This is a genomic window from Capsulimonas corticalis (assembly GCF_003574315.2).
GTDB lineage: Bacteria > Armatimonadota > Armatimonadia > Armatimonadales > Capsulimonadaceae > Capsulimonas > Capsulimonas corticalis.
Window position 1 is genome coordinate 577,975 of sequence record NZ_AP025739.1, and the last position, 17,637, is coordinate 595,611.

Below are 17,637 nucleotides of genomic sequence, written 5' to 3' on the forward strand. Positions count from 1 at the left end.
ATTTCACACGCCGATATCGCACGAAGGAGCTATTCATTGAAGCGCAGGGATTTTCTCAAATTTGGACTGGCGACCGCCGGCGGCGCCGTTCTCGCCGCGCATGGAACGCAGAGCGCGGAAGCCGCTGCGGACGGCGCCCGGACGGTCGATGTCGCGGTGACGGACAAGGCCGCCGGCTTTTACACGCCGAACCGCGCGCCGCTGGCCCCCACGCAGTTCTTGAAGCTGCCGGTCGGCGCGGTGAAGCCCAAAGGTTGGCTGCGCCATCAGCTCGATCTGCAAGTCGACGGACTGTGCGGACGCTATCCCGAGGTCTCCGATTTTCTGAAGTATGACGGCAACGGCTGGGTGGACCCGACGTCGGGCTCCGGCTGGGAGGAAGTCACCTACTGGCTGCGCGGACTGGCCGATCTGGGTTATGTGACCGGAGACCCGCGCGTGACGGCGCTGGCGAATAAGTGGATCACGGGGATCATCGCCAGCCAGCAGCCCGACGGCTGGTTTGGCCCCAGCCGGGCGCGCACGAGCCTGGGCGGCGACCCGGATTTCTGGCCGCACATGCCGGTCTTGTATGCGATCCGCTCATACCAGGAAGTTACGGGCGATCCCAAGGTGATTCCGTTCTTGACGAAGTATTTCCAGTTCCAGGCAAAGCAGCGTCCCGAGACCTTCGGCAAGGACTGGGCGGGAGTGCGCTGGGGCGATAACATCGACAGCATCTACTGGCTCTATAACCGCACCGGCGACGCCTTCCTGATCGATCTGGTCAAGATGATCCACGCCAACTCCGCGAAGTGGACCGACGGCGTCGCCAGCCTGCACAACGTCAACTTCGCGCAGGGCTTCCGCGAGCCCGCCCAGTACGGCGCGATCGCTCAGGACGACAAATTCCTCAACGCCACGAAGCGCAACTACGCCGAGGTAATGGGCGAGTTCGGCCAGATGGCCGGCGGCGGCTTCGCCGGCGATGAGAACGCCCGCCACGGCTACGGCGACCCGCGCCAGGGCTTCGAGACCTGCGGCATCGCCGAGTATATGCTGAGCTTCCAGATCCTGACCCGCCTCACCGGCGAGCCGATCTGGATGGACCGCTGCGAAGAACTCGCGTTCAATATGCTCCCGGCGTCCTACGATCCCGAGCAGAAGTCGATGCATTACATCACGACGATGAACTGCGTGCAGATCGACAATGACCTCAAGACCCACCATCAGTATCAGAACGACTTCCCGATGCTCGCCTATCAGCCGGGCGTGCACAACTACCGGTGCTGCCCGCACAACTACGGCATGGCGTGGCCGTACTACTCCGAAAACCTCTGGCATGCGACGGCGGACAGGGGGCTTGCCGCGAACCTCTACGCCGCGTCCGAAGTCACGGCGAAGGTCGGCGACGGGACCACGGTCAGCGTCGCCCAGACCACCGAGTATCCATTCGGCGACACCGTGAACTTCGCGATCGCCGCGCCCAAGCCGGTCGCGTTCCCGCTCTACCTGCGCATCCCCCGCTGGTGCGCGAACGCCACCGTCCGCGTCAACGGCAAGCCCGTCGCCGCGCACGCCAGGGCCAGCTCCTATTTGATCGTCCACCGTACTTGGAAGAGCGGCGACACCGTCACGCTGCATCTGCCGATGGACATCCATGTCCGCACCTGGACCGCCAACAAGAACGCCGTTTCGGTGGATCGCGGCCCGATCACCTATTCACTGGCGATCGGCGAGAAGTGGGACCGCTACGCCGGAACCGAGCAGTGGCCGGAATACGCGGTCTATCCGCAAACGCCATGGAACTACGGCCTGGTTCTGGACAAATCCAATCCGGCCCACTCGTTCGATGTCGCGCAAAAGGGCGGCCCCGTCGCCGCGAACCCGTTTACGCATGGGACCACGCCCATCGAGCTGCGCGTCAAAGCGAAGAAGATACCCCATTGGACCGCGGATTCGGAAAATGTGGTCACGCCCTTGCAGATGAGTCCGGCGAAGTCCGCGGAGCCGACGGAAACGGTGTCCCTGATCCCCATGGCCGCTGCCCGCCTGCGCATCACCTCGTTCCCAACCATCGGCTTCGGCCCCGACGCGCACGATTGGACCATTCCTCCCGCCGCGACCGTCAGCGCGTCCGCCTCGCATGTCAACGACAGCCTTGACGCCCTGAACGACAATATCGAGCCGAAGCAGTCCTACGACATGGGCGTCCCGCGCTTCACCTGGTGGGACCACAAAGGAAGCCAGGAATGGGTTCAGTACGACTACAAAACCCCAAAAACCGTCTCCACCGCGTCCGTCTACTGGTTCGATGACACCGGCCACGGCGAATGCCGCGTCCCCAAGTCCTGGCGCCTGCTCTACAAAGACGGCAACGACTGGAAGCCCGTCGCCAATTCCTCCGACTACGGCGTCGCGCCCGACAAATACAACACCGTCGCATTCACCCCCGTAACCACGAGCGGCCTGCGAGTGGAAGTGCAGCTGCAGGACAACTTCTCGGGCGGGGTTCTGGAGTGGAAGGCAGGGTAGAAGACCCCGATCGCCCCCTTACTCCCCCAATTCGGTGGGAGTAAGGGGGCAATCTTCTCGTGTCCAGAGTAAACTTTGACTGCGCCCCACACAAATCCCACATTGACAACGCGCGCGGGAAATGCTAGAATCCTTTCGAGAATTTCCCTATGCCCGCTTCCACATCACCCAACGCAAAACGCCCCGCCGAAGCGCCCGTCATCAATGAAGAAGCCGACCGAATACTTGGCCGGATTATCCTGCGCTATGGCGGCGTAACCTTCGCTCAGCTCTTCCTGATGACCTTCGCGATGGCGCCGATCAACATGAAGGGCAGTCCGGTTTTCAAGTGGCATCAAGCCATTGATGTTCTGTCGATCCTGCTGGTCTTCATCCCATTCTTATTGGGAATCAGCAAGCTGTTCGCCGCCCGCCTGCGCATCGGACGCGATCTGGTGGAGCGCGGCGTGTGGCGTCAGGCCATCGCGGCGCTCGATCCGTTCGAGGGATTCACGCAGCGCTTTCTGGACGGCTCCGGCGAGGCGCACTATCTGCTGTCGAAAGCCTATGCCGGCGCCGGTGAAAAGGCGAAGGCGGAACGCGCGCGGCAGTTCGTGCTGAAGCACCGCGCGGGCGTCTGGGCAGACAAGCTGCGCGATCCCGCGCCCATCGCCATCGGCGCGCTGAAGACGGCGCTGCGGCAGGAGAAGAGCGCGGAAAAGACCGTCACTGGGGTGAAAGGCAAGCGGAAACGACGCTTTTAGGTGTACAATAATCCCATGGATATCACGGAACGGTATACGACACGCGGCGGCAAGCAGTATTTGATCCGCCTGTCTTACAACGAGCGGCTCAAAGACACGGACGGCATCACCAGTTTTATCAAAAATCTGGAAATTTTGGACGTCGACACCAACGAGCCGATCTCGCTGCCCGTCAACTCCTCCCGGTTCTCGACCTACGAACGGTTCAAAACCTTCGGAGGCTACACCACGATCAACTATTTCGGCGTGCGGGAGACGGCCATCGAAGCGCTGCGCCTGAAGGTGCTGACGCGCGTGGAAGACCACCTGGAAACTCTTGAGCCGGCGTATGTCTAACGAACCCACGGATCCCTCGTTCATCGAGCAGACCGTCACCTTCGGACAGACTCTCAAAGACTTCGCGGACCGTGATCCGAGCGGCGTTCCCACCAACACGGCCGCCGCCGTTTTCGCCGAGTGGCTTGTGATCGCCGGGCCGCTCAGCCGCCAGCCGGGTTACTTCCAGGATGTCGCCGACAACTATGTCGTTCAGGACAACTCCAACCGGAACCTGTTTGACCTGTTCGAGTTATTGGGAACGCATATCGATATCGAAGAGGAAGACCTGGAGGAAGAGGACCTCGGTCCGCGCACCTTCATCGGCCTTCCCATGATCGGCGGGAGCGGCGACAAGTCCTCCTGAGAACGGCTTACTCGCTGTGATTCCCCCGGCGCCACCATCCTTCGATCAGAAAAAGGTCGTTTCCCTCTTTACGATTCTCGCTTACCTTGGCGCTATCGGCGTCGTCCTCTGGCTGCTCTACGATCTCCGGACACTGATCCCTCCCTTTTTGGTGGCGACCATCTTCGCCATGACTTTGATCCCGGAAGTGGACCGCATGGAGCGACGCGGCTACCGGCGGGGACTGGCGATCGGGATCATCTACGTCCTTTTTCTGGGAATCTGCGGCCTGATCGCGCGCAGCTTGAACCAGCTCGCCAGCGGCCAGATGACGCAGCTGCTCAATTTGCTTCCCGACAAAGTCCTGCACGGAACCCCGCAGCAGGTCGCCGAGTACGCTTCCGCCTGGATGAAGCTGCACCATGTGCCGGAGGTGATGCGGCCGCCGGTGATCAATCAGGCCAAGCATCTCCCGGAGCTGATCGGTCAGGGGATGGGCTGGCTCAGCGCCAACCTGCCGCTCTGGGCGGAAAACCTGGTGTGGGTCGTGATCGTGCCGATCATGACCTTCTTCCTCCTGCTCGATTTCCACAAGATTCTCGGCAAGCTGCTGATCCTCGCGCCGCGCGAGCGCCGGGAGGATATCCTGACGGTCGTCACGGAGATCATCGCGGTCTTCGGCAACTATGTGCGCGGCATGATGCTGGTGATGCTGCTGGACATCACGGTCATTTACATCGTGCTGCGCGTGGCGGGTCTCTCGGATTACGCCCTTTCGCTGGCCGTAACCGCCGGGATTCTGTACACGATCCCCTACTTCGGCGCCGTGGTTTCGACGATTATGATCGGCGGCGTCGCGCTCGTCTCGCACGGCGCCACGGCGGCGCTGATCGTGACCGCCGTGATGATCCTGATCCATCAGGTCGTCTTTGACAACATCGTGGCGCCCCGGATCATCGGCGGCAGCGTCAACCTGCATCCCCTGCTGACGCTCGGCGCGCTGATGGCGGGCGGAACGCTGATGGGCATTCCCGGCACGCTGCTCGCGGTGCCAATCGCGGCCGCGCTTCAGGTGGTGCTGGTCCACATCTTCCCGCAGCTCAAGGCCGATGTCGTCTCCATCCGCCGCGCCGAGCGGGTCGTCAAGGCGTCGATCTCCACGGAGACTGAGCAGAACAAACCCGCCTCGCGCAAATCCGGCGACGGCGAGGCGATGATTCAGGAAGAAAAAGACGCCAAAAGCGACGCCCAGGAACCTCCCTCCATTCTGCCTCAGACATAAGCCTCCTCCGCCATTCTCCTGTCGCAAATATCGGTTATGGGATTCGCCTAAATATTCCGGCATATCCCACAGTTAAATTTGATCGTCGCTTTCCGCCATAATCTCATTAGAATATCAAGCAGTTTCCTAGTCATGAAAGTGAGCGAGCTATTTTAATGGGACTTAATCCACGCGCGGCTCTTGCGATCGGTTTGCTGGCGGCCGCACATCCGGCGATGGCCGCGAATGGCGTAGCGACAAATAATATTACATTTCTGGACGCCTCCAGCTCCTCGAATGTCACGATCACGTATTTCAACGGCAGCCGGTACGTCTCGGAAGCGACCGCGGCGGGATTTTACCGAATCGCCGACTCGAAGGGCGCACAGTTCAACGCCTTCTGCACCGACCCGTTCGATTCAATCTACAATGGCGAATCCTGGAAGGTCACCAGCGCGCTGACAAGTTCGACGCTCGGCCTCTCCTCCGCAACCTATCCGTACGGCCCATACAACGTCCGCGCGATCGACTACATCGGCCAGAACTTCACCAACAAGGGCTCTCAGCCCGCCGCACAGGTGGCCGTGTGGGATCTTGTCCTCGGCGGCCACGTGTCCTACAACGCCGCGCAAGACCTGTACTACTACGACAGCGGCGTATTTACGGCGACGGGCGTCTCGGCGAAAGATGTTTATAACGTCGAGCAGAAGGCGCTCAAGAGTAAAGGCAGCTCCGGCTCCCTGTTCCTGCGCCAGGTCAACGGTTCGCAGCCCTCGCAGTACGGCCGTCCGCAGGATTTGGTCACGCACAACCCCAGCATCGCGGCCGTCCCGGAACCCTCCGCGCCCCAGATGGCGATCTGCATGATGATCGGCCTCGCGGCGGTTTGGGGATTTGGGCGAAAGAAAAACAGCTCTCCTGGGCGTTAGGCTCGATGAATTACGCTCTGTTCCCCCACGCGCTGGGGGAATAGAGCGCGAAGCCTCAAAGCCCTCAAACGCGCAGGAAATCCCCTTTCCTGCGCCGAACTATTCCCCATGCCGCCCACACCCCGAGAGCTCCTCAAAACGTACTTTGGATTCGATGAATTCCGTCCCGGTCAGGAAGATGTCATCCATGGCTTGATCGAACATAACGCCGCGCTGGCGGTGTTTCCTACCGGCGGGGGCAAATCCCTTTGCTACCAGCTGCCGGCGCTGATGTTTGACGGCGTGACGATTGTCGTCTCCCCCTTGATCGCCTTAATGAAGGATCAGATCGATTTCCTGGTGCGTCATGGCGTTTCGGCGGCGCGGCTCGACTCCACGCTCAGCGCGGACGAAGCGCGGACGATCTCCGAGCGTGTGCTCAGCAACGATCTTAAGATTCTTTATGTCTCACCCGAACGGTTCAACAATGAACGTTTTTTGGGGCTGATCGAACGGGCGAAGATCTCGCTGTTTGCCGTGGATGAGGCGCACTGTATCTCTGAGTGGGGCCATAACTTCCGTCCCGACTACTTGAAGCTCGCGGATGTCGCTCGACGGGCGCAGGTCGAGCGCGTGCTGGCGCTAACGGCGACGGCCACGCCGAGCGTCGTCTCGGATATCTGCAAGGCGTTCAAGATTCCCGAGGCCGGATCGACCGTCACAGGATTTTACCGCGAGAATCTGGACCTGCTGACAACGGCGGTCGTCCCGGAAGACCGCGATGGGATTCTGCAAAAGCGGCTGACGACCCGCAAGCCGGGATCGACCATCGTTTATGTCACCTTGCAGCGCACGGCTGAAGAGGTCGCCGCGCGGCTGGAGCGCGCCGGGCTTCCCGCGAAGGCGTACCACGCGGGGATGGATGAGCCGACGCGGACCTCCACGCAGGACTGGTGGATGGCGATGGACGACGGTATTGTCGTCGCGACCATCGCCTTCGGCATGGGGATCGATAAGTCCGCCGTGCGTTATGTCTACCACTACAATCTGCCAAAGAGCCTGGAGAGCTACAGCCAGGAGATCGGCCGCGCGGGCCGGGACGGGCAGCGTTCGGTGGTGGAGATGCTCGCCTGCTCCACGGACATTCCGACGCTGGAGAACTTCGCCTTCGGCGATACGCCCACCAAAAGCGCGCTCGGCGGTTTGCTGGACGAGCTGTTTTCCCTCGGTCCCGAGTTCGACATCAGCGTCTTCGATCTTTCCTCGCGGCACGATATCCGGATTCTCGTTCTGCGCACGATCCTGACGTACTTAGAGCTCAGCGGATATCTGCGCCAAACAACGCCGTTTTACGCCGCGTATGACGTCAAGCCGGCCGTCTCGATGCAGGAGATTCTCGCGCAGTTCCCGGGCGAGCCGGGACGCTTCGTCGAAGCGCTGTTTCGCGGGGCCAAGCAGGGACGCCTCTGGTATACGATCAATCCCGACGAGGCGGCGGCCGGTCTTGGGCAGGAACGCCGGCGCGTGGTGCGCGCGCTGGAGCTGCTACAGGAGCGATCGCTCGTGGAGCTCAAAGTCAGCGACGCGCGCCTGCGCTACATCCGTCAGGAAAAAGAACCGGACATGAGCGAGCTATCCTCCACCCTCCAGGAGCGGTTCGTGCGCCGCGAGTCCCAGGAGCAGGAGCGCCTGGGCAATGTCCTGGATCTTGTGAACCAGGAAGGCTGTCAGACAAACCGATTGGTCGCTTACTTTGGCGAGATCCGCGAGGAGCCCTGCGGGCACTGCGGTTTCTGCCGCACCGGTCGCGTCCGGCCCATGGCGCCGATCCCGGAGATCTTCCCGGAGCTGGATCCCGAGGAGCAGGACCAATTCGACGCTCTCGTCCAAACGCACACCGCCCTCGCCGAGCCGCGCCAGCGCGCGCGCTTCCTCTGCGGTCTCGCCAGCCCCGCCCTCACGCGCCAGAAGCTGGCCCGGCACGCGCTCTTTGGACGCCTGGAAGCCTGCCGCTTCGCCGACGTACTCGAATGGTGCTCGCTCGATGAACCGGAATTCGACGATTTCGCGGAATAGCGTGGCTCACCAGCGGCCGGCGGCGCCATTCTCTTGACGACGCCGTTCCCGTGTGCTACACTTTGAGATCACCCGCCCGCTTTTAGGACACTTATGGCCACTATCACCGATGTTGCGCGCGCGAGCGGAGTCTCCGTCGCGACCGTTTCGTATGTCATCAATAACGGCCCCAAGAATGTCCTGCCGGAAACGCGCGAGCGCGTACTCAAAGCCGTGGAGGCGCTGGGTTACCGGCCCAATCTGCTGGCGCGCGGCCTGGTGCGCCGGCGCACGGACATGATCGGCCTGCTGATCTATCATCTGAGCAGCCCGTTCTTCGCGACCGTCGCCGCCACCGTCGAAGCGCAGGGGCACGACGTGGGCCTGCATACCATTGTCGATGGCGAACGGCGTTTCCGCACGGACGGGAAACATCAGGGCAAGCTTTCGGCGTGGCCGCTGGACGGGGCACTCATCTGGGCGGACACGGGCGAGGACCTTTCCGGCTATCTGGGCGAGGCGGCCAGCCGCCTGCCGATCGTCTACATCGGCCACGACCGCGCCGACGCGGACTGTGTCGCCATCGATTTTTATGACGGCGCCCAGCAGGCGCTGACTCACCTGGCGAGTCGCGGCCGGCGGCGGATCGGGTTCCTGACGACTCAGACTCCCGCCCAGCTCGCGGCGAATACGGAGGGACGCACGCGCGCTTACCGGGACCACTGCGCCGCCACCGGCGCGGAGCCGTGGATCGCGCATGTCGCCGAAACGCCTTCTCTGCGCGACGCGGGCCTCGCCGTCGGCGCGGAAGTGGCCGCCCTACCTCCGGACCAGCGCCCCGACGCCTTGTTCTGCTACAACGACCTCGTCGCCGTCGGAGTCTTCCGCGGTCTGCGCCGCGCCGGGATCCGAGTCCCGGAAGACATCGCCGTAGTCGGATTCGACGGCATCGAAGAGGGCCGATTCCTCGACACCCCGCTGACGACCGTGCGGAGTCCGGTCGGCGACCTCTGCCATGAGGCGCTGACTCTGCTGCAAAAACGAATCGCCGAGCACGACGGGACTCCGGAACAGCACGTGCTGAAGGCCGTTTTGACCGTCGGCGGGACCAGCTGAGGCGACGCTTTTGTGGGCCGTGTGCGCTCGTTGCAAGCCGTTGCTAAAAGCCAAAAAAGTCACGCTTTTTCGAAAAAATATTGAGTCGATTCTTGTTGAGAATCGACTCGGATTCCCGCTCGGAATCCGGATTTCGTTGGGTATTATATTACCCACCAGCGCGGTGGAGTCGTTCGCCGTACCCCGCGTTGATCCGCAGCGCCGCTGTCGATACGCCAAAAAAATTGAGCAAATTGGAACGAGCCACATGCAGGAAATAGGAGTCGACTGAATGGACGATGGATCAACAAATTCTAAAGAAAATAAGAAGGAATCGCAGGATCGAATCGCAAGCGGCTCGGACATGGAGCAGCGCGTCCGCAGTCACTTTTCCCGGTACACGCTGACACATTACACGGTGACGGAGCTGATCACCATGGCGTCCGCGATCGAGCGGATGGCTCCGGGCAAGAATCCGATGGACCTGGCGGGCTTCATGGACTGGGCGACAGGCCGCCTGCTTGGCCGCCTGGAGCAGCTGCCGGGCATGCCCAACGAAAGTGAGCTCTTCCCCCTCGGGCTCATGGGCATCAACGAGACCAGCAAGAATTACTATGGCAGCCAGTTTCACGAACTGGCGCCGGCGCAGCGCGACGTCGTTCTGCGCTCCATCGAAGACGGAGTCGCGCCGGGAAGCATCTGGCAGCGCATCCCGTCCGATTATTTTTACCGCCGGTTTTACACCAAGGTTCTGCACGGGCTTTTCGCCGAGCAGAAAGAGTGGACCCGCATCGGAATTCTCCGCAGCGCCGACCCGACCGACCGGAAGCGCAGCGCCCAGCCGTTCCTCCAGATCACCTAAACGCGCTTGTCATACAGTCAGAATCAAAAACACCCCGCGCCGAGACCCGGCGCGGGGTGTTTTTTTGTTTTCGAGCGCAACGAACACGCATATTACTCCATGGAAGCTACCGGCCGGATGTTCTGGTTCACCCGGAATAGATTCTCCGGGTCGTATCGCCGCTTCACATCTTGAAGCCGTGGGTAATTTTCACCATACGACGCCTGGACCCGGTCTTGCCCTTCCTCCATCAAGAAGTTCATGTAGGCGCCGCCGGCGGAGTGCGGGTGCAGCGCTTCCCAGTAGTTTCGGGTCCATGTGATTAGGCTCTCGTTGTTGGCCGGGTCCGAATCCACGCCGACCATCACCTGCGCCCATTTTGCGTCGCGATAACGGAACGCCGTGTCCCCGGCGCCGACGCGGTGCGCGGCGCCGTCGATGGGATAGAGATGCATCGTCGACTGCCAACTGGGCATCTCGGCGGCGAATTCGATGTGCCGCTCGATCGCCTTGTCGCTGAGCTCCTTCACGAAGTCCGCGCGCCAGTACCACTGGAGCCCGGCGGGGTAGATCGGGTCGAACGCGCTTTGCAGAGCCGGGAATGGCATGGGCTGGACGCCGTGCATCGCCGGCGGGCCGAACTCGCGGATGGGGCGGAAGACTTCGTCCGCAAGCTCCTCCGGACCGGTGTAGCACCAGACGACGCCGCAAACCTTCTTCATATGCAGGTGCTCCGGGAAGGGCGGGCCGGGGGGCACGGTGAGGAAGGCGAAGAAGCCGTTCAGGTCTTCCGGCGCCGTCGCGATGAACTCGCGGTACCAGCGCAGAACATCGCGGGACTGCTCGATCGGCCAGAACGTCGGCCCGGCGTGCACTGTCGAGATCGGGTGCGCGCGAAACAGGAACGAACAGACGACGCCGAAGTTTCCGCCGCCGCCGCGCACTCCCCAGAAGAGATCGGGGTATTCCGTGGCGCTCGCCGTCACCCGGCTTCCGTCGGCGAGTACGATATCGACGGCGAGCAGGTTATCGATGGTCAGCCCGTACTTGCGAGTTAGGTGCCCGATGCCGCCGCCCAGCGTCAATCCGCCCACGCCCGTGGAGGCGATAACGCCGCAGGGGACCGCCAGCCCGTATGGATGGGTGGCCTGGTCTACTTCGCTCCACAAGCAGCCGCCCCCAACGCGGACCGTCTGTTCGCGGGCGTCCACATCGACGCCGCGTATTCGGGACAGGTCGATCACCAGGCCGCCGTCACAGACTCCCAGGCCGCCCGCGTTGTGTCCGCCGCCCCGCACCGAGACGAGCATGTCGCTGCGGCGAGCGTAGTTCACACAGGCAATCACATCGTCAGCATCGGCGCAGCGGACGATCAGCGCCGGCCACCGGTCGATCATCCCGTTGTACACGGCGCGGGCCGTGTCATATTCGTCGTCCCCAGGCTGAATCAACTCGCCCTTCAGACTGCTGGAAAATTCCTCGACTTCCGCCGCTTCCAGGGATCGATCGACGCCGCTGAGCGTCCTTACCAATATTTCTGGCATTCGTTTTTCCTTTTCTCAGACGCCGCAATGCGTCCGCGTGTATTACGCGTTCGCCGGTCCACATCGACCGGCGAACAGCGTGTATTGTTGTATCACCAAACGGAGTTTTCCTTCAAGTACAATATCTGTACCTAATGGAACAAACTTATCGCGGGATAATCCGCGATTAGTATTTGGGGCGGGACGCCGACGCTGGCGATATCCTCCCAAAAGCAGCCTGGGCCGCCGCGCGTATCGCTTCGCGCGTCCGGAATCGAGAAGAGTGGCGCCCATATTGCAGTGTATAACATATTCTATTGCGGAGGGAAGAAATTATGGCCCGAAGAATCAGCTACGGGCAGTTCTGCCCGGTCGCCAAAGCCTGCGAAGTATTTGCCGAACGGTGGACACCGCTCATTATCCGAGAGATGTTCATGGGGAGTCAGCGATTCAGCGATATCCACCGAGGGGTGCCGCTGATGTCGCGAAGTCTGCTGTCGAAGCGTTTGGACGAACTTGAAATCGCCGGGGTGATCGAACGGACCGACGCGGGCGGCTGCGTCTCATACTGCCTGACGCCCGCCGGGGAGGACCTGGGCCCGATCGTCGTTCAGCTTGGGAACTGGGGAAAGCAGTGGACGCGCAGCGAGATGACGCCCCGCGATCTGGACGTCAGTCTCTTAATGTGGGATATGCGGCGGCGCATTGACCATCAGCAGCTGCCCGAAGGACGCATCGTGGTTCATTTTCAGTACCACGATGCGCCGATTGCCCGCAGACGATGGTGGCTGGTGCTGGATCGCGGGGAAGTCGACCTGTGTCTGGTCGATCCCGGCCTGGAGCCGGATCTGTGTCTAACCACCAGCGTCCAAACAATGACCAGCATCTGGATGGGCGATCTCTCCTACGGGACGGCCCTTCAAACGCGTGACTTGACACTGGACGGTCCCGCCAACCTTCGCCCCCGCCTATCGGCGTGGCTGCGCCTCAGCGTGTTCGCCGAAGTCGAGCGCCAGTTAAACTGAGGGCGGAGGAGGCCACGCTCCCGCCGGCGCGACCGGGACGGGAGGCTGGGCCTTCGGTCCAAGTGCGTTCTTGAGGAAGTGATAGCAGTTCGTGATGATATACACCGGCGCTAGCACGAGGCCGATGTATCCCCACCAGCCGCAGATCAGCATCACGACGTTATAGAACAGACTGACCTTGGCCGCGCACGGAAGGCAGAAGTTACCTTTCTTCTCCACCCCGTATCGCACATATAAGAGGCTGATCGTTCTTCGGAAGATGCTGTAGGCGACCGGCTTATGGGTGGCCTTGCATTCGACACAGGGCGCGGGCAGCACGTCGGAGACCGAATCGAGATCGAAGGTGAGGCACTCGACGCCCGCGCCCGCCAGCCATTGCGAGACGGCGAGGGACGCGGAGTTGCGCACGCTGTCGCGCATCGCGGGGTTCCCCGAGTACGCCGCCGGCGAAAGCGCCGGCGTATTTTCCAGAGCGTAGGAGATGCTCAGTTTCAGATACTGGTTCGTCTGCGCGGCGATGGGCATTCCGGCGACCATTGCCTTGCTTTCCTTCGTCAGCTTCTTCATGAACTCACGCAGATTCGACTGCATGGTATTGAAGTACACCACGGGATGGGCGACACGAACGCTGGATCGTCCCGAAAGCTGATACGTCAAATGCGCGCCGGCGCTCACCGCGATCGGATCGGCCTTCCAGCTGATATTCGCAGGCGCACCCCAAGGCATCAGATACAAACTCAGCGCCAGCGGCTTGCGCGGCTGCTCCCCCGGCTTTAGCCGCGCCTTGAGCGCCAGCTGCGGGAGCGTCGCGGCGTCGGCGACATACTGCCCCGCGCCCACGCAATCCGTCGCCTCATTTTTGAGCGTGATCAGCCCGACCCAGCCTTCCGGAACGGAAAACGGCGCGCCGTACTGGAACCCATTGGCGGCGGTCGCGTGCAGAGTGATCAGCGGCGGCCCTGTCGGCGCGGTATTCTCTTGCAGCATAAAGGAAATTCATCTTTCTCAAATTGGGATAAGCGCGTCTACACTATATCCTATCCTTGTCTGCTTGGCAAGACAAATTCGCGCTGCCGGCCTAAGCATCGGAAAGTCCAATCTCCCAGCCCTGCGCCTCCGCCCAAACCTCCGCCCCGGCCATGAGAATATCACAAACGGGATCCTTCACATCATAGTAGGCGTCCTCATCATCGGGATGATAGCGCGCCAATTGCCGTTTGACCTCCGCGTAGCCGCCCGCCGCCAAAGGGTTAGCGCGCAAGTAATCGCGAAAGAGAAGCGCATATCGCTGATTGGGATTTCCCGCGACACGAATATGAACATTGGCGCGGCGTCGACCGGGCTTGCTTCGAAAAAACAGCTTCACCCATGCCTCGGGCAACGTATCCGCGCCTTGAGGAAGATGATCTCCGGTAATATGCTCCAGGTAAACATATTCCAGCGCCTGGAACGCGTCGACGATCCTCTCCACCGGTTCCAGCGCCGCCACGGAAATCTGCGCGTCAATCACATCCTTGGCCGGCAGCCCGGGAACCGACGTGGAGCCGATATGGTCGAGCCGCAGGGCGACGTGTCCCAAAGCGTCCCGTATTGGCTGAGCAATCGCCTGAAACTCGTCCGGCCAACGATCTGTGTAAGGAACGATTTCGATCTTCATGCCAACACTTTACCACATGCCCAGCACGCAAGAAAGCCCTTGAGGATTACATCCTCAAGGGCTTTCTTGTTTCTGTTTCATCACTGTTCGTGATTGATTATTAATCACTGTTCGTGATTGATGTTTTAATCTGGCGGCGTCCTATTTTCCCGGGCAGTTGCCCACCAAGTATCTTCGGCGCAGGAGAGCTTAACTTCCGTGTTCGGAATGGGAACGGGTGGACCCCTCCGCCATAGCCACCAGAAATCTGTAGAGATCGAGTTAGGATCTCAAATTGTATGTCTTCTGTTCTTAGACAACTTCATATTGCGCTTTGTATTGGATAAACAACGTACTATTTCTATAATAGCATTTGTGAATGTGTTTATTGTAGTTTATTTGATCAAGCCCTCGACCGATTAGTACTGCTTAGCTGAACACCTCGCGGCGCTTACACTTGCAGCCTATCAACCCGGTAGTCTACCGGGGGTCTTACCAGCTTATGCTGTGGGAAGTCTTATCTTGAGGTGTACTTCGTACTTAGATGCTTTCAGCACTTATCACAACCAGACGTAGCTACCCAGCGTATGCTCCTGGCGGAACAACTGGTACACCAGAGGTCTGTCCATCCCGGTCCTCTCGTACTAGGGACAGCTCCCCTCAAACTTCCTGCGCCCGCAACGGATAGAGACCGAACTGTCTCACGACGTTCTGAACCCAGCTCGCGTACCGCTTTAATGGGCGAACAGCCCAACCCTTGGGACCTAATCCAGCCCCAGGATGCGACGAGCCGACATCGAGGTGCCAAACCTTGCCGTCGCTGTGAGCGCTTGGGCAAGATAAGCCTGTTATCCCCGGCGTAGCTTTTATCCGATAAGCCCTGGCGCGCCCACGCGCTACCAGAGGGTCACTAGGTCCTGCTTTCGCACCTGCTCGACCTGTTTGTCTCACAGTCAATTTCGCTTATGCCCTTATACTCTACAGCTGATTTCCAACCAGCCTGAGCGAAACTTGGAACGCCTCCGTTACATTTTGGGAGGCGACCGCCCCAGTCAAACTACCCGCCTGCTACGGTCTCTCAACCGGATCACGGTCAAGGTTAGTGCTCCAGCATAATCAGGGTGGTGTTCCATTGGCGCCCGAAGGCTCCCACCTACGCTCTACAAACTATGCCAAAACACAATAACAGGGTGTAGTAAAGCTGCACGGGGTCTTTTCGTCCTGTTGCGGGTAACCGGCATCTTCACCGGTACTACAATTTCACCGAGTCTCTCGTTGAGACAGTCGCTAAGTCGTTACACCTTTCGTGCAGGACGGAACTTACCCGTCTAGGAATTTCGCTACCTTAGGACCGTTATAGTTACGGCCGCCATTCACCAGGGCTTCAGTTCAAGGCTTTGGCTTGCGCCGAACCTCTCCCGTTAACCTTCTGGCATTGGGCAGGTGTCAGCCCCTATACCTAGGATTTCTCCTTAGCAGAGACCTGTGTTTTTGTTAAACAGTCGCTCAGCGCTTGTCACTGCGGCTCTCCTTGCGAAGAGCACCCCTTCTCCCGAAGTTACGGGGTCAATTTGCCTAGTTCCTTAACGAGAGTTATCTCGAACACCTTGGTATTCTCTACCTGCCTACCTGTGTCGGTTTACGGTACGGGCAGTATGACCATAAGTTTAGCGGCTTTTCTCGACGATCCGCCTCCCCACTTCGCTTCACCCGAAGGATCCACTCGTTCACTTCCTTCCGTTACGCTGGTAGATTTGCTTGCCAGCCAAGAGAGAAGTTTCACCCAAACAACCAACAGTTGGGCTGGAAAATAGGACCGTGTCCCCACATCACTGATCATACTGGTGCTGGAATATCAACCAGCTGTCCATCGGCTACGTCGTTCGACCTCGCCTTAGGCCCGACTAAACTTCAGAGGACGAGCCTTCCTGAAGAACCCTTGGGCTTTCGGTGGACGGGATTCTCACCCGTCTTCGCGCTACTTATGTCCGCATCCTCACTTGCATGCAGTCCACCACTGCTTACGCTATGGCTTCATCCCACATGCAACGCTCCTCTACCACTATGTTTACACATAGTCCATCGCTTCGGTGGCTGGCTTGAGCCCCCATACATTATCGGCGCAGAACGCCATTCGACCAGTAAGCTGTTACGCACTCTTTAAATGGTGGCTGCTTCTAAGCCAACATCCTGGTTGTCTATGGAATTCCACATCCTTTTACACTTAGCCAGCGCTTGGGGACCTTAGCGGATGGTCTGGGCTGTTTCCCTTTCGACAATGAAGCTTATCCCCCACTGTCTCACTGCTATGCTCTGATCTGCCGCCATTCGGAGTTTGGTAAGGTTCAGTAACCCGGTAAGGCCCCTAGCCTTTCCAGTGCTCTACCTGCGACAGAGAACGCATAACGCTGCACCTAAATGCATTTCGAGGAGAACCAGCTATCTCCGTGTTCGATTGGCATTTCACCCCTACCCACAGCTCATCCGAGCATTCTTCAACATACACCGGTTCGGTCCTCCACTCGGTCTTACCCGAGCTTCAACCTGGCCATGGGTAGATCACACGGTTTCGGGTCTAATCCCGGCAACTATGGCGCCCTATTCAGACTCGCTTTCGCTGCGCCTCCGTCTCTAAAAGACTTAAGCTAACGCTGCCGAGATTAACTCGCGGACTCATTCTGCAAAAGGCACGCAGTCACACGATTAATCGTGCTCCCACTGCTTGTAGGCGGCATGGTTTCAGGTTCTATTTCACTCCCCTCCCGGGGTTCTTTTCGCCTTTCCCTCACGGTACTAGTTCACTATCGGTGGCAAAGAGTATTTAGCCTTAGGAGGTGGTTCTCCCAGATTCCCGCAGAATTCCTCGTGCTCCGCGGTACTTGGGTGTCAAGCCAAGAAGTCCACTCCCTTTTGTCTACGGGGCTTTCACCCGCTGTGGCCGTCCTTCCCAGAACGTTCGACTAAAAAGTGGATTTTTTACTTCTTCTGAAGATCGGACGATCTCCAACGCTCGATCCCGCGACCCCCAATGCGCAACGCCGTCCGGCTATATTCACGCAGTGGGTTTAGGCTGATCCGTGTTCGCTCGCCGCTACTGACGGAATCACTGTTGTTTTCTCTTCCTTCGGGTACTTAGATGTTTCAGTTCTCCGAGTGCCCTCTACCCGCCCTATGTGTTCAGGCGGGAGTGCTATGCATCGCATAGCGGGTTTCCCCATTCGGATATCTCCGGATCATAGGATGCTTGCTCCTCCCCGAAGCGTTTCGCCGCTTGCTGCGTCCTTCATCGGCTCCTTGCCCCAAGGCATCCACCATGCGCCCTTTGTAGCTTGATCAAATAAACACAAAGTGTTCGCTAAGAGTACTATGCACAAT

The 17,637-nt window shown here is 59.8% G+C and carries 13 protein-coding genes and 2 rRNA genes; 10 read left to right on the top strand and 5 right to left on the bottom strand.

All coding sequences use genetic code 11. The features are described from left to right. Positions 1–36 precede the first annotated feature (36 nt). The 9 genes from D5261_RS02575 (at position 37) to D5261_RS02615 (ending at position 10,099) form a co-directional block, all read left to right on the top strand. Positions 37–2,514, top strand: coding sequence for a beta-L-arabinofuranosidase domain-containing protein (locus D5261_RS02575; protein WP_119323808.1), 2,478 nt, complete (start codon positions 37–39; stop codon positions 2,512–2,514). Between the two features lie 149 nt (positions 2,515–2,663). Then, the gene (locus tag D5261_RS02580) at positions 2,664–3,257 is read left to right on the top strand and encodes a hypothetical protein (protein WP_119323807.1); all 594 of its coding nucleotides are present in this window, start codon (positions 2,664–2,666) and stop codon (positions 3,255–3,257) included. 15 nt (positions 3,258–3,272) lie between these two features. Further along, entirely contained in the window at positions 3,273–3,593 is a 321-nt protein-coding gene (locus D5261_RS02585) for a hypothetical protein (RefSeq protein ID WP_125206232.1), read from the top strand. Continuing rightward, positions 3,586–3,939 (top strand): hypothetical protein, encoded by a 354-nt coding sequence (locus D5261_RS02590; protein WP_119323805.1) that lies wholly within the window; start codon positions 3,586–3,588, stop codon positions 3,937–3,939. Before D5261_RS02585 ends, D5261_RS02590 begins: the two co-directional genes overlap by 8 nt. 16 nt (positions 3,940–3,955) lie before the next feature. Further along, positions 3,956–5,200 (top strand): AI-2E family transporter, encoded by a 1,245-nt coding sequence (locus tag D5261_RS02595; RefSeq protein ID WP_119323804.1) that lies wholly within the window; start codon positions 3,956–3,958, stop codon positions 5,198–5,200. Between the two features lie 155 nt (positions 5,201–5,355). Continuing rightward, entirely contained in the window at positions 5,356–6,108 is a 753-nt protein-coding gene (locus D5261_RS02600) for a hypothetical protein (RefSeq protein ID WP_119323803.1), read from the top strand. A 108-nt stretch (positions 6,109–6,216) separates the two neighbouring features. Next, positions 6,217–8,163: a RecQ family ATP-dependent DNA helicase gene (locus D5261_RS02605; protein WP_119323802.1), complete on the top strand. Its 1,947-nt coding sequence runs from the start codon at positions 6,217–6,219 to the stop codon at positions 8,161–8,163. Positions 8,164–8,256: 93 nt separating this feature from the next. Further along, complete coding sequence (locus D5261_RS02610) at positions 8,257–9,258, top strand: LacI family DNA-binding transcriptional regulator (RefSeq protein ID WP_119323801.1); 1,002 nt, start codon at positions 8,257–8,259, stop codon at positions 9,256–9,258. A gap of 271 nt (positions 9,259–9,529) precedes the next feature. Continuing rightward, positions 9,530–10,099: a gluconate 2-dehydrogenase subunit 3 family protein gene (locus D5261_RS02615; protein ID WP_119323799.1), complete on the top strand. Its 570-nt coding sequence runs from the start codon at positions 9,530–9,532 to the stop codon at positions 10,097–10,099. Between the two features lie 92 nt (positions 10,100–10,191). Here D5261_RS02615 and D5261_RS02620 read toward each other — a convergent pair whose 3' ends face one another. Continuing rightward, positions 10,192–11,622 (bottom strand): FAD-binding oxidoreductase, encoded by a 1,431-nt coding sequence (locus D5261_RS02620; protein ID WP_119323798.1) that lies wholly within the window; start codon positions 11,620–11,622, stop codon positions 10,192–10,194. 314 nt (positions 11,623–11,936) lie between these two features. Here D5261_RS02620 and D5261_RS02625 point away from each other — a divergent pair, with 314 nt between their 5' ends. Continuing rightward, positions 11,937–12,626, top strand: a complete 690-nt coding sequence (locus D5261_RS02625) for a winged helix-turn-helix transcriptional regulator (RefSeq protein WP_119323797.1) — start codon at positions 11,937–11,939, stop codon at positions 12,624–12,626. Here D5261_RS02625 and D5261_RS02630 read toward each other — a convergent pair. From D5261_RS02630 to D5261_RS02645, 4 genes are all read right to left on the bottom strand, one after another. Beyond that, the gene (locus D5261_RS02630) at positions 12,618–13,613 is read right to left on the bottom strand and encodes a hypothetical protein (protein ID WP_119323796.1); all 996 of its coding nucleotides are present in this window, start codon (positions 13,611–13,613) and stop codon (positions 12,618–12,620) included. The two genes, D5261_RS02625 and D5261_RS02630, sit on opposite strands and share 9 nt — an antisense overlap. Before the next feature lie 91 nt (positions 13,614–13,704). Continuing rightward, complete coding sequence (locus tag D5261_RS02635; protein ID WP_119323795.1) at positions 13,705–14,283, bottom strand: GrpB family protein; 579 nt, start codon at positions 14,281–14,283, stop codon at positions 13,705–13,707. A 128-nt stretch (positions 14,284–14,411) separates the two neighbouring features. Continuing rightward, positions 14,412–14,527, bottom strand: a 5S ribosomal RNA gene (rrf, locus tag D5261_RS02640). A 134-nt stretch (positions 14,528–14,661) separates the two neighbouring features. Then, positions 14,662–17,597 (bottom strand): 23S ribosomal RNA (locus D5261_RS02645). Positions 17,598–17,637 lie beyond the last annotated feature (40 nt).